Source organism: Paradesulfitobacterium aromaticivorans (assembly GCF_054657415.1).
Genome location: NZ_BAAHYT010000008.1, coordinates 19,712 through 32,919, shown reverse-complemented (window position 1 = coordinate 32,919; position 13,208 = coordinate 19,712). Strand labels below are relative to the sequence as shown.

The following is a 13,208-nucleotide window of genomic DNA, read 5'->3' as shown; positions in this document are numbered from 1 at the left end:
ATCTGGGTTGGAAGGTGGTTCTGTATGCAAAAACTTGCCGTACTGACCGGAGGAGGAGACTGTCCCGGGCTGAATGCAGTAATTCGGGCGGTAGTGAAAACCGCTTACCAATACGGGATTGAGGTTATCGGTATTCGAGATGGCTTTCGGGGTGCAGTGGAGGGAGAGTTTATCCCGCTCAGTCTGAGTGAGATCTCGGGTATTCTCCCGCGTGGAGGCACAATTTTAGGAACAACCAACAGGGATAACCCTTTTGCGTACGAAACGGATGGGCAACCGGTTGACCGTTCGCAAGATGTCCTCAAGAATTTGCAGGCGCACGGGGTGGACGCTTTAGTAGCTATCGGCGGGGATGGCAGCCTTAAAATCGCTTTGGAACTGGGGGATAAAGGGCTAAATGTCATCGGAGTCCCCAAAACCATTGACAATGATTTAATGGCGACAGACCAAACCTTTGGTTTCCAGACTGCAGTAGCTACGGCCCAGGACGCTTTAGACCGCTTGCATACCACGGCTGAGTCACACCACCGCATCATGATTCTGGAGGTAATGGGGCGCTATGCCGGCTGGATTGCTCTTTATGCCGGGGTGGCCGGGGGTGCGGATGTTATCCTAATTCCGGAAATTCCTTATGACTTAAATAAAGTGATGCTCGCCATCAAGAACCGGGCCAAGCAGGACAAGAAGTTTAGTTTAGTGGTCGTGGCCGAAGGAGCGCACCCGCTTGACGGGGAGATGGTGGTAGAACGGACGATTGCGGGCCGAACCGATCCGGTAAAACTAGGCGGTATCGGGGCCAAGCTTGGCCGTGAACTCGAAGAGCGGGCCAAGATGGAAGCAAGAGTTACCGTGCTTGGCCACCTTCAACGCGGGGGTTCCCCGGTTACCTATGACCGGATTTTAGCCACCCGTTACGGGGTAGCGGCAGTGGAAGCCGCTTTGGAGGAGGATTTTGGAGTAATGGTGGCCTTAAAAGGCAGAGAGATCGTACGGGTACCTCTGGCCGAGGCAGTTAATAAATTAAAACTCATCCCCCTGACGGATCCGCTTTTGCTGGCGGCACGCAATTTAGGAATCGAGATGGGGGATTGATAGGCGTGATCCATGCCGCCAAAGAGAAGACTTACGATCGTAATGAACTCCTCCGCGCTCTTTCGATGGCGCTTGACCTCGCTGAACGGCAGCCCCTTAATCACGCTACGCGTACGGCTTACGCGGCGCTGCGACTAGCCAGAGTTTTAAACCTGTCCGAAGCGGAAGTGGAAAATGTCTATATTGCCGCCTTTCTGCATGATATCGGGGCGACGGAAACAGCTTGCGACGTCCAGACTGGGCGTACCATTTTTATGGACCACTCCCAGATGGGCAAAGAACTCATGTCCATGATGCCTTTTTCTCTACAGGCGGCAGATTATGTGCTCTGGCATCACACCTCCTGGAATGAGTTGGGAGAGGAATGTCAGGGGGATGCACCTGTGGGGGCGCAAATCATTCAATTGGCAGACCGCCTGGAACGCCGCTTCGACAGGAACCGCTTTTATTTCGACCAGCTCCCCGAGCACCAGGAATGGGTTCTAAAACACCGGGGGGAATGTTTTGCCCCGGATATTGTGGATGCTTTCTTGGAGTTAACTTCCCAGGAAAAGTTTTGGCTTGATTTTACGAGCACCGGAATTGAATTGATTCTCAAAGATATCCAACCAAACTTGACTGCCCGTCTGACGCGGGCGGAAGTAGAGCAGATTGCTAATGTGTTTGCGGCCATCATTGACAGCACCAGTACCTACACCTATAACCACTCGCGTGGCGTGGCGGAAATCATGGAACGATTAGCACCAATGTTCCTGGAGACAGAAGAAGAAGTGTTTCAGCTGCGGGTAGCGGCTTTGCTGCACGACCTCGGCAAGCTGGCTGTGCCCAAAAGCGTCTTGGACAAACCGGGGAGGCTGACTGAAAGGGAATTTGAGCTCGTCAAATCACACCCGTATTACACGAAAATTATCCTCAGCCGCGTGCGCGGGTTTGAGCTAATCAAAGAGTGGGCGGGAAACCACCACGAAACGGTGGATGGGCGAGGATACCCGGAACACAAAACCGATCTGACGGTGCCGGAACGTTTGATGGCGGTGGCCGATGTCTACCAGGCTTTGACGGAAGATAGGCCCTACCGTCCTCCCATGACCGCCAAGGAGGCCATGCAGGTGATGAAGGTCATGGTGAGAGAGCAGAAACTATGCGTGGCAGGGGTAGCGTTAATTCAGAAAGTTATTTGAACTAAAATTAATTTTTAGATCGTAGCTTCTCACGAGGAATGGAGAAGCTTCATTTTGTTTTAAACGTAAAAATTCTTTTCGAAGTTGGATAATTTTATTATTGCCACAGGGTAAAACCGTTGTTATAATACTACTATGTTAACACTTTAACAAGATAAAGTGATAAAAAGATAAACACTCTTTCGCTTGGAATAGAACTGAAAAATATGACAAGTAAAATTCAAATATAAGAAAGGGGAAAGAGCTTGTCTAGAAATTTTCTGACGATCGCCTTGCCTAAGGGCAAGCTGCTTGAGGATTCGGTGAATGCTCTCACCCGGGCCGGGCTCGATTGCCGCGAGGTTAACGAGGATTCGCGCCAGCTAGTGTTTGACCTGGCGGAAGCGGAGGCCCGCATTATAATCTGCCGCCCGACAGATATCCCGACGTATGTTGAGCTAGGGGCGGCTGACATCGGGTTTGTGGGGAAGGATACTTTGCAGGAAGAAAACAAGGATGTAGCAGAACTGTTAGATCTTAAGTTTGGGTATTGCCGCTTTGTGGTCGCTATGCCCGAGGAAAAGCTGCCGCCCCAGCGGGCAAGCGGCGAGTATGATTTGAGCGGGCTTAACCGCCAACGGGTAGCAACCAAGTTCACGCGGGTGGCGGAATCATTCTTCACGCAGCAGGGTCTGCAGATGACTCTGATCAAGCTGCATGGAAACATTGAACTGGCTCCGCGGGTTGGACTGGCGGACATGATCGTTGACATTGTCTCGACCGGGAAGACCTTGCGCCAGAACCGTTTGCGTGAAGTGGCCCAGATATTTGAAGCCACAACCCGCCTGATAGCCAATAGGGTTTCCTACCGAATTAAATATCTGCGGATTCAGGAACTTAGCGAAAGGTTACGGGAGCAGGAGCTTTCAGCCCGGTAACAGTGGATATTAACGTTAAGCCCCGGAATGACACTTGCATCGAAACACGAACATCGATTCCGCCAGTCCAACAGCAGTATCATCAGAATGGCATGGCGGCGATAGTCCCCACCGGGGACTATCGTATCGAACCACGAGTTGGGGGGATAGGGCGTGAAGATCGAAAGCATCACAGATCTGGACTTAAACCGTTTGACGCGCAAATCTTATGGAGATGATGAAGACTTAGAGAGGCAGGTCGCCGCAATCTTAAAGCGGGTGCGCACTGCAGGGGACCAGGCTCTTATAGAAATGACCCTAGAATTTGACGGAGTGGATTTGTGCTTAAGCGGACTCAAAGTTGACAAGAACGAGCTGGAAAAAGCTTATGCCCAAGTGGACGAGGAATTCCTGGAAGCTCTCCGGCAAGCTAAGCACAACATCCTTCGCTATCACGAGAAGCAAAAACGCACTTCCTGGTTCGAGGCCGAGAGGGACGGCACGATCCTTGGACAGCTCATCCAGCCTTTACGCCGGGTCGGAATCTATGTGCCCGGAGGCACTGCCGCTTACCCTTCCTCAGTCTTGATGAATTCCCTGCCGGCCAGAGTGGCAGGAGTAGAAGAAATCGTGATGGTTAGCCCTCCGCGCCGGGATGGAACCCTGGTGCCGGAAGTGCTGGTGGCCGCGGCTGAAGCCGGAGTGACCGAGATTTATAAAGTAGGGGGGGCTCACGGAATTGCCGCCCTTGCTTATGGCACAGAAGAGATCGCGGCGGTGGACAAGATTGTGGGTCCGGGAAATATATACGTTACTTTAGCCAAAAAACAGGTATTTGGCACTGTGGATATTGATATGCTTGCCGGTCCGAGCGAGATCTTAATTTTAGCAGATGACAGCGCACGCCCAAGGGAACTGGCGGCAGATCTGCTGTCCCAGGCGGAACACGACCGCCTCGCTTCGGCTATCCTGGTCTCACCGGACCGTGAGCTCCTGGAAGGGACGATCAGGGAAGTGGAGCGGCAGTTGGAGGATTTGCCGCGGACGGAAATTGCCCGGACCTCATGGGAGAAATACGGAGCAGCAGTGCTGGTAGCTGATTTAGAAGCAGGGATGGAACTGGCCAACCGCATTGCCCCGGAACATTTCGAGCTGGTGGTTAAAGACCCATACTCCTGGCTGGGGCGGGTACGCAACGCCGGAGCAGTGTTTTTGGGACGTTTTTCCCCGGAACCGGTTGGGGATTATTTTGCCGGGCCGAACCATGTTTTGCCTACGGGTGGCACTGCCCGTTTTTATTCCCCGCTGGGAGTCGACACTTTCTTAAAGAAAGTAAGTGTGATCGGGTATTCAGAGACGGCCCTGAAGCGGGATGCAGGGAAAATCGCCGGTTTAGCGCGGCGCGAAGGCTTGGAAGGACATGCGCGGGCAGTTGAAGCACGGGAGTAAGGAGAAGTAGGGAGGACGAAGGATATGGATGTTAATAAGGTTTTGGTTAATCCTGCTGACTTCGCCAGGGCAGACGTTTTGAGTTTAGAGCCCCTAGGTGGGAAGGTTTTTGACGAAGTCGTGAAAATGGATGCCAATGAAAACCCTTTTCCCTGGCCTCAAGGGATGCGGGAGGAGTTAGAGGGGTCAATGATCCATTTTAACCGCTATCCTGATCCTAATGCCTGTGAGTTGAAAGACGCTATTGCAGGGTATACCGGTGTTTCCGCTGCAGAAATTTTAGTCGGAAACGGTTCGGACGAGCTTATTCATATGGTGCTTTCGACCTTTGGCGGGGAAGGGAGGGCTGTTGTCCTGCACCCTCCCACTTTTGGCATGTATCAGGCTGCAGCGAAGGTGAGTGGCACCAAAGATTTGCCTGTGCCCCTGGTCAATGGGCTTAACTTAGATGTGGAACGAATTTTGGCGCGGGCCCAAGCACCCGAGGTAAGCGTAATCATCCTGTGCAGCCCGAACAATCCCACCGGAACCCTGTTCGCGCGTGCAGACTTATTAAGGATTGTGGAATCAAGCGGCAAAATTGTGGTGATGGATGAGGCCTATGCGGAGTTTTGCGGCCAGTCTCTGGTTGACGAGATCCAAACTTGCCCCAATCTTTTGGTCATGCGCACTTTTTCCAAAGCCTTCGGCCTGGCGGGCTTAAGGCTAGGTTATCTCCTGGGACAAGCGAAAATTATCAACCTTATCAACAGGGTGAGGCAGCCGTACAATGTTAATTCTTTTTCCCAGAAGGCAGGGGTTCTGGCCTTAAAATACTTGGATCAATACTTAGAGCAGATTGAAGTTATTAAAAGGGAAACCGAAAAAATATTCCAGGCCCTGACGGAAATCCCGTCTTTTAAGGTCTACCCCACCAAATCGAACTTCATTTTGTTTCAGCCTGATGATGCTGATGCTTGGCACCACGAACTTCTGGAGCGGGGATTCCTGGTGCGCCATATGGGAGATCTTCCGCTGCTAGGTAAAAGCCTGCGCGTCAGCGCCGGATTGCCGGAGGAAAATGATGCCTTGATTAAAGCAGTGTGGGAAATAGCTATGGCCCGGAAGTTGGTCAAGCTGCAAGCAGTCAGATAGATTAGGGGCATGGTGGTACGAAATAGTTTCATGAAGGGGATGAACTGGATGCGCACAGCTTTGGTGGAACGGAAAACGCGGGAGACTAACATAAAAGTGAGTCTGAATCTTGACGGAACCGGGGAATGCAGGGCTGCAACCGGAATCGGCTTCTTTGACCATATGCTTAATTCTTTCAGCCGCTTCTCTTATCTTGATCTTGAAATAGAGTGCGAGGGAGATTTGAATGTAGATGCCCACCACACGATCGAGGATTGTGGGATTGTGCTAGGCCAGGCTTTACGAGAGGCTCTCGTGGACAAAAAAGGGATAGAGCGGATCGGAGAGGGCATGTTTCCGATGGATGAAGCCTTGGTTCAGGTAGCGGTGGACATTTCCAATCGGCCTTACCTGGTATGGGACGTTGACTGTCCGGACGGCATGGCCGGGGATTTTCCGGTGGAAATGGCGGAGGAGTTTTTCCGGGCCTTAGCGGTGCAAGCGGGCTTAACTTTGCACATTCGGCTGCTTGCGGGGAGAAACCGGCATCATATTTTGGAAGCGGTTTTCAAAGGAGTGGGGCGCGCTCTTGGCTTGGCAGTGCGTGCAAATTCACGCTATGCCGGGGTGCTCTCTACTAAAGGAGTGCTGTAAGTTGATCGGGATTGTGGATTACGGGCGGGGGAATTTGCGCAGTGTAGAGAAAGCTCTGGCAAAAGTCGGGCATAAGGCCCGGATAATGGAAAGCCCCATGGAACTTAGCTCCGTTCAGGGTGTAATCCTGCCCGGTGTTGGGGCTTTTGCCGATGCCATGGAGGGACTCAGCCAAGGGAAATGGATAGAACCGCTCCTTGATTTTGTCAACTCGGGCAGGCCTTTTTTCGGGATTTGCCTAGGGATGCAGGTTTTATTTGAGGTTGGAGAGGAACATGGGGAACATAGGGGTCTGGGGCTGCTTCCAGGCCGGGTGGTAAAATTTCCTGCCGGACGCAAAATACCGCACATGGGTTGGAACAATGTGAAGTGGGAACAGGAGAATGTCTTGCATCAAGGGATTCCGGACAACTCATTTTTCTACTTTGTGCATTCGTATTATGCCCTCCCCTCTGATCCTAATGTGTTAATCGGGAGCAGTGACTATGGCGTTAGCTTTCCTGCGTTGGTAGGGAAGGGTAATATCTGGGGAGCACAATTCCATCCGGAGAAGTCAAGTCCATGGGGTTTAACAATGCTAGAGAATTTTGGAAAGCGAGTGAAGGATAGTGCTGATCTTTCCGGCCGTTGACCTGAAAGAAGGAAAAGCTGTGCGCCTGCTGCAAGGGAGAATGGAGCAGGCGACAGTGTATGCGGATGATCCGGTGGCGGTTGCACAAGATTTTGCCCGCCAGGGAGCGGAGTACCTTCATGTCGTTGATCTGAACGGTGCTTTTGCCGGAGAACCGGTTAATGATGAAGTGATAAAAAAGATTGTCGGTGCAGTGTCGTTAAAGGTTCAAGTAGGAGGCGGGATCAGAACCCTGGAGCGGGTCGTGGAACTCCTGGAGCTGGGAGTGGAGCGGGTCATTCTGGGTACGGTGGCAGTACGCGATCCTGACTTGGTTGTAGAAGCTGTACAGAGGTATGGGGAACGAATAGTGGTCGGGATTGATGCGAAAGATGGCCGCGTAGCCGTGCAGGGGTGGGCCGAAACCACGGATTTGGGTGTAGTGGAACTGGCTTTGGCGATGAAGAAGGTGGGAGTGAAACGGGTAATATTTACGGACATCGCCCGCGATGGGATGCTGCAGGGAGTCAATGTTGAAAGCACGGCGCGGTTGGCACAGGCGACGGGCCTGGCCGTGATTGCCTCAGGGGGGATCGCGGGGCTTGAGGATTTAACCAAACTTCGCGCTCAGGCCGATCAAGGAGTATTGATCGAAGGAGCGATTGTGGGCAAAGCTCTCTATGCCGGAGCTTTCACCTTGGAGGAAGCGTTCGCTGCGGTAGAACGGTAAATCCTAAGAGACTGCAGAACTATTCATGTTAGCGGTATCCATGTATGGTGCACATAATCTGGACGTTGCCGCTATAGCGGGAGGTGAAGCTGATGCTCGCGAAACGGATTATTCCCTGCCTTGATGTGCATGAGGGGCGGGTAGTCAAAGGCACGAACTTTGTCAATCTGCGTGATGCCGGGGATCCGGTGGAACTGGCTGCTCTTTATGACCGGGAAGGTGCTGACGAATTAGTCTTTCTTGATATCTCTGCTTCGGCAGAAGGCAGGGAAACAATGATTGAAGTGGTGCGGCGGACTGCGGAAGAGATGTTTATTCCTTTTACCATCGGGGGCGGACTGCGCACAAACGAAGATATCCGACGCATGCTGCGGGCAGGTGCAGACAAAGTATCTCTTAATACGTCTGCGGTGCAAAACCCGCGTTTAATTCAAGAAGGTGCGTACGCTTTTGGGAGCCAGTGCATCGTAGTAGCGGTTGATGCCCGCACCCGTGAGCATGGGGGTTGGGAGGTCTACATTCATGGCGGTCGCACCCCAACAGGTAAGGATGTGTTGGAATGGGTCCAGGAAGCAGAAGAGTTAGGCGCGGGGGAAATACTTCTGACTTCCATGGACAAGGACGGCACCAAGTCTGGCTATGACATTGAACTTACCCGGGCAGTGAGCCGGGCGGTGTCCTTGCCCGTAATTGCCAGCGGTGGGGTAGGGAATTTGGAACATATGGCGGAAGGACTCAGCACAGGGGAAGCAGACGCAGTGCTAGCGGCCTCCATCTTCCACTATCGGGAGTACAGTATTGAAGAAGCTAAGGACTACCTTGAAGCAAGAGGCATACCGGTGAGGTGGCATACCCGAAATTGAGACTCCGAAGGTGGTACTATTTTTAGCAGAATAGGGTGGATTTAAGGATGGATATTGAGAGAAAAGAATTAGGATTTTCTCTGAAGAAATATGAGCCAAACCTGGAAGGTATACGCTGGAACAGTGCAGGCCTGATTCCGGCGGTGGTTCAAGATGTAGACTCGGGTGAGGTCTTAATGCTTGCTTATATGAATGAAGAAGCTCTGCGCTTAACTTTAACGGAAGGGCGGGCTTGGTATTACAGCCGCAGCCGCCAGCAACTGTGGCGCAAAGGGGAAACTTCCGGACATACGCAAGCGGTACAAGATATCCGCTTCGACTGTGACCAAGATGCGGTGCTCCTGCTGGTGGAGCAGACGGGGATGGCCTGCCACGAAAATTATTTTTCTTGTTTTCATTACCACGACGCTGAGGCTGGGTTTACTAGATTCGGTCAGGCAGAACAAAAGCCGGTGCCCACTTGGGGCCAAACTGAGCAGCGCCATGCCCCAAGTTTGAGCCGCGTCCTGCAGGATCTGGCTGAAGTGATCCGTTCGCGTCGCCGCGATATGCCGGAGGGAGCTTACACAACCTATCTTTTCGATAAAGGGATCGATAAAATCCTGAAAAAAGTCGGAGAGGAAAGTGCGGAAGTGATTATCGCCGCCAAAAACAACGCTCCGGCTGAAATCCGGTATGAAGTGGCAGACCTTTTCTATCATTTGCTCGTGATGCTGGAGGAGAGAGGAGTAGGTTTGGACGAAGTAGCGGCTGAGCTTGCCTCAAGACGCAAGTGAATCGGGAGCTCTAACCTTAGAATTATTTTCATGTAAGCAAATTAGTTAACCCTTGGACTCGTATTGTTCAAGGGTTTTCTGATTCTGCAGATCAAAATGCGGATAAATAGCTCAATCAGGGAGAAGAAGCGAAAACTTATTTTCGTAGCGCCGTTGTACACAAAGGTGGGAATACTCGAATGAACGAAATGGCTTTAGACAGGCTGCACCAACTCGAGGGGAAGTAGTATTGCTTAAACGGGTGGGTTATTATACCCTAAAAGAAGAAGCAGACGTAGACGTAGAAATAGAGGTGGAGGCGGAGCTTTGACTGATCGAAAGTACGAGTTCCTAGAGGCAGAGGATGGAGCGAAAATCTTCTATTCCCGCATGCTCCCGGCACATCCTAAAGGTGTCGTGTTAATCAGCCACGGGTACGGAGGGCACTCCGGCCAGTATGAGCACGTGATTTCATCGCTGGTGGATAATGGATATGCTGCTTATGCCTACGATCACAGGGGGCATGGACGTTCTGAAGCAGAGCGGGGACATGCTGATGACTTTAGCGTTTTTATTACTGATTTAGATAAGGTTGTAGCCAGTATTAAAGGCGAGTTCCCGGGCGTCAAACTGTTTACGCTGGGTCATAGCATGGGCGGATTAATCACATTTTTATACGGCATCTATCAACCGGGCAATATAAGCGGGCAGATTTTTGCGGCCCCCGCTCTCACGATGCCCTGGGGAACAGCCTGGATTCCGCGCGCATTATTCGAACTTGCGGGACGTTATCTGGGCAGGGTACGAATTTATCCGATCGTCCGACGCCAGTCCAGCAGGAACTTAAAGTATCGGGAGGATGTTGCGCAAGACCCACTCGCTTTACATTATGCTACTGTATCATTTTTTACGGAATTTTTGCAGCATGGAATCAGGCTGGCCCAGTCACAAGCTTCTAAGTATCAACTACCAAGCCTATTTCTGTTAGGGACTGAGGACAAGATTATTCCGTATGAACCTACTTTAAAGATTATTGAGCGGACTACTGCTTTAGATAAAAGGGTGAAGCTCTATCCAGGGCTGTATCATGAACTGCTGCAAGAACCGGAAAGAGAGCAGGTGATTGTGGATATTTTGAATTGGCTTGAGCGCAGATAAGTGTTGCAATGATGATGCCACAGCTTTAGGAATTAAGATAAAATAATGGAATTTTTGCCCTTATACTGAAAACATGAATTTTTTACGTCCCAACCTATTAATACTAAAGAAGCGTATTTCCAGTGGGGAGGGGACAAGATTGAGCAGAAGAAGCAGAGGAAAAACAGAAGAATTTTTAGGCTGGTCGAGTATTGTGGCCACAATCGCAACGGTGATCCTGGCGCTTACAGCCTTGGTCACAGTATACATAACCGTTTCAGCCTGGGGTGATAAACGGGAATCGGACCGTCCTTACTTCACCCTTAAAGATTCCCCTAAAGTAGTGCAAACTCCGGAACTGAACTTTGAATTTAAGTTCTTTAATGTAGGGATACATCCAGCCGTTAATTTGCGCAGTCGGACCTTGGTCTTTAACCAAAACCTGTCCATACCGCCGATTCATAAGGATGAGTTCGCTTTAGTGAACGAAATACCGAAAGATACGTCCTCAAGTTTAGTCATTAGTATTGCTAAATCAGAAATTGATCCAAACCGTAAAAATATTGACCCAAATTTTATTGTAATCGATCTTAGTTATGTAGATCCGATTTTGAAGAAACCGTTTGCGCAAAGTATTTTTTTGAAATGGAACGGCGTAATTAATGGGCAAATCCAGCCTTTGGTCCATATCAGACTTGAGGAAAAAGACAAGATTATGGATTACCTGAAAAAGCAAGGGTTCGAGTTGCAAAACCCTCAACCGGGGTATTAATCTATATTTGTATATGCGCATTAGCAACGGTACAGGCTCGTAGGAGTATGTATTTCCGGATATTTTCGGTAGAGGAGACTTTGATTAATTATGAGGTACGATTTTGACGAGGTTATTGAGCGTAAGCATACCAATTCCCTAAAGTGGGATTTTGCCGAGAGTAAGTTTGGGGAAAAGGATCTGCTGCCGATGTGGGTAGCAGACATGGATTTTAAGGTGCCTCAACCTGTGACTGAGGCTATTGTGCGTAAGGCCGAGGAAGGAGTATATGGCTATGCGGACCGCCTCAATCCATACTACGAGGCTGTGATTGGTTGGATGGAGAGGCGGCACGGTTGGAAAATCGAACGGGAGTGGATCACTTACAGCCCAGGAGTTGTTTCAGCCTTGCACTGGCTAGTGCGCGCCTATACCAACCCAGGAGACAAAGTAGTAATCCAAGCACCTGTCTATTACCCATTTTACAGCGCAGTTGAAAATAACGGCTGTGACATTGTGATTAATGAGCTTAGATTGGAGAACGGGCACTATCGCATGGATTTTAACGACCTGGAGCAGAAGCTCAAGGATAACCCAGATACTAAACTCCTAATTTTGTGCAGCCCCCATAATCCGGTGGGCCGGGTGTGGACTAGGGAAGAGTTAACACGGCTCGGGGAGATTTGCTTACGGCATAAGGTCATGATCGTAGCTGATGAGATCCACGCAGATTTGGTGTACGAGGGTTGCAAGCATACCCCATTGGCGATGATCTCGGAGGAATTAGCGCAAAACTCCATCACCTGCACGGCTCCAAGCAAGACTTTTAACTTGGCCGGACTTCAAACCTCAAATATCATTATTCCAAACCGGGATTTGCGCCGCACCTATCTCGACATCCTCGAGCAAAACGGGGTACGACGACCGAATATTTTCGGGATCGTGGCCACGGAAGCAGCTTATAATGACGGGGAAGAGTGGCTTGAACAGCTATTGGTTTACCTTAACGGCAATTTGGATTTTCTAACGGATTTTATCAGTAAGAAGCTGCCTAAGGTTAAAGTAATCAAACCCGAGGGCACTTACCTGGTATGGCTGGACTTTAGGGAATACGGGTTGGATGGCAAGGCTTTGGAAAATCTCATGTTGAGAAAAGCTAAACTGGCTTTGGATGAAGGGTACATCTTCGGAACGGGCGGGGAGGGCTTTGAACGGATCAATATCGCCTGCCCCCGTGCTGTGTTGGCCGAGGGTTTGACCAGAATTGAAAACGCGTTCAACGTTCTTGAATAAGGATGTATCAGAGGTACTCAATATGATAGTTTTTCCGTAGAGTTTCACTTAGAAACTCCCGGCCCTAGTTCCCCGGTTAAGGGCTTGCCGAGACGATAAACGGAGGCAGTGGCGATTGCCACTTTGTCTCCTTTATTATCCTTGACTTCAATCCGGTATAGTCCGGTTTTGCGGGTGCGGTTTTCTTCAGTCGCGGTCGCTTCGAGCTTATTCCCTGCTTCCGTTGCCTTAATAAAGTTTATGGAGACATTGGTGGCCACGGCCGCTTCCCCATGCGAATTAGAAGCAATGGCCAAGGCGAAGTCTGCGACCGTAAAGACCGCTCCACCGTGGGTCGTACCCAGGGAATTAAGCATATTCTGCTGCACGGTAGCCGTAACCCTGGCGTATCCAGGACGGATTTCTAAAATGTCTATGCCCACATGGCGGGCAAAGAGGTCATGTTGAAACTGGCGGTAGAGAAGATCTAAAGCGGGATCAGATGGAGTAACCTTGGGATTTGAGTTCGTCATATCTTACACCTCATGTTTAATCATTGGTTGTGCAATTCCTGGTACAGCGGTACGATGGGCAGATGCCCCAATTTTCTGAATTCGACACTAGAGTTGGGAAGTCCTGCAAGGTAAAGATTATTTCCTTCTATGTTCTTGTGCTCCTTCGCGCTTCTAGAAATCCTGTTTTTCA

General features: G+C 50.5%; 14 protein-coding genes. 13 read left to right on the top strand and 1 reads right to left on the bottom strand.

The genetic code is table 11. The annotated features are described in order from the left end of the window. Window positions 1-24 precede the first annotated feature (24 nt). The 13 genes from ACYQ2N_RS02495 (at window position 25) to ACYQ2N_RS02435 (ending at window position 12,524) form a co-directional block, all read left to right on the top strand. Complete coding sequence (locus ACYQ2N_RS02495) at window positions 25-1,092, top strand: 6-phosphofructokinase (RefSeq protein WP_459997352.1); 1,068 nt, start codon at window positions 25-27, stop codon at window positions 1,090-1,092. Between the two features lie 5 nt (window positions 1,093-1,097). Continuing rightward, window positions 1,098-2,273 carry an HD-GYP domain-containing protein gene (locus ACYQ2N_RS02490; RefSeq protein ID WP_459997351.1) on the top strand — a complete coding sequence of 392 codons (1,176 nt, stop codon included), beginning with the start codon at window positions 1,098-1,100 and terminating at the stop codon, window positions 2,271-2,273. 245 nt (window positions 2,274-2,518) lie between these two features. Further along, on the top strand, window positions 2,519-3,190 hold the full coding sequence (gene hisG, locus ACYQ2N_RS02485) for an ATP phosphoribosyltransferase (RefSeq protein ID WP_459997350.1): 672 nt from the start codon (window positions 2,519-2,521) through the stop codon (window positions 3,188-3,190). A 153-nt stretch (window positions 3,191-3,343) separates the two neighbouring features. Further along, window positions 3,344-4,618, top strand: a complete 1,275-nt coding sequence (gene hisD / locus ACYQ2N_RS02480) for a histidinol dehydrogenase (RefSeq protein ID WP_459997349.1) — start codon at window positions 3,344-3,346, stop codon at window positions 4,616-4,618. Between the two features lie 24 nt (window positions 4,619-4,642). Next, window positions 4,643-5,752, top strand: coding sequence for a histidinol-phosphate transaminase (gene hisC / locus ACYQ2N_RS02475; protein ID WP_459997348.1), 1,110 nt, complete (start codon window positions 4,643-4,645; stop codon window positions 5,750-5,752). A 48-nt stretch (window positions 5,753-5,800) separates the two neighbouring features. Next, the gene (gene hisB, locus ACYQ2N_RS02470; protein WP_459997347.1) at window positions 5,801-6,385 is read left to right on the top strand and encodes an imidazoleglycerol-phosphate dehydratase HisB; all 585 of its coding nucleotides are present in this window, start codon (window positions 5,801-5,803) and stop codon (window positions 6,383-6,385) included. 1 nt (window position 6,386) lies between these two features. Further along, on the top strand, window positions 6,387-7,016 hold the full coding sequence (hisH, locus tag ACYQ2N_RS02465) for an imidazole glycerol phosphate synthase subunit HisH (RefSeq protein WP_459997346.1): 630 nt from the start codon (window positions 6,387-6,389) through the stop codon (window positions 7,014-7,016). Further along, on the top strand, window positions 6,994-7,725 hold the full coding sequence (gene hisA / locus ACYQ2N_RS02460; protein ID WP_459997345.1) for a 1-(5-phosphoribosyl)-5-[(5-phosphoribosylamino)methylideneamino]imidazole-4-carboxamide isomerase: 732 nt from the start codon (window positions 6,994-6,996) through the stop codon (window positions 7,723-7,725). The genes hisH and hisA overlap by 23 nt, the downstream gene beginning before the upstream one ends. A 92-nt stretch (window positions 7,726-7,817) precedes the next feature. Next, the gene (hisF, locus tag ACYQ2N_RS02455) at window positions 7,818-8,588 is read left to right on the top strand and encodes an imidazole glycerol phosphate synthase subunit HisF (RefSeq protein WP_459997344.1); all 771 of its coding nucleotides are present in this window, start codon (window positions 7,818-7,820) and stop codon (window positions 8,586-8,588) included. Between the two features lie 47 nt (window positions 8,589-8,635). Then, window positions 8,636-9,364 carry a bifunctional phosphoribosyl-AMP cyclohydrolase/phosphoribosyl-ATP diphosphatase HisIE gene (gene hisIE, locus ACYQ2N_RS02450; protein ID WP_459997343.1) on the top strand — a complete coding sequence of 243 codons (729 nt, stop codon included), beginning with the start codon at window positions 8,636-8,638 and terminating at the stop codon, window positions 9,362-9,364. 306 nt (window positions 9,365-9,670) lie between these two features. After that, window positions 9,671-10,501, top strand: coding sequence for an alpha/beta hydrolase (locus tag ACYQ2N_RS02445; protein ID WP_459997342.1), 831 nt, complete (start codon window positions 9,671-9,673; stop codon window positions 10,499-10,501). A 139-nt stretch (window positions 10,502-10,640) separates the two neighbouring features. Further along, window positions 10,641-11,252: a hypothetical protein gene (locus tag ACYQ2N_RS02440; protein ID WP_459997341.1), complete on the top strand. Its 612-nt coding sequence runs from the start codon at window positions 10,641-10,643 to the stop codon at window positions 11,250-11,252. 90 nt (window positions 11,253-11,342) lie between these two features. Beyond that, complete coding sequence (locus ACYQ2N_RS02435; RefSeq protein WP_459997340.1) at window positions 11,343-12,524, top strand: MalY/PatB family protein; 1,182 nt, start codon at window positions 11,343-11,345, stop codon at window positions 12,522-12,524. Between the two features lie 44 nt (window positions 12,525-12,568). Here the strand turns inward: ACYQ2N_RS02435 and ACYQ2N_RS02430 are convergent, their stop codons facing one another. After that, on the bottom strand, window positions 12,569-13,036 hold the full coding sequence (locus ACYQ2N_RS02430; protein ID WP_459997339.1) for a hotdog fold thioesterase: 468 nt from the start codon (window positions 13,034-13,036) through the stop codon (window positions 12,569-12,571). Window positions 13,037-13,208 lie beyond the last annotated feature (172 nt).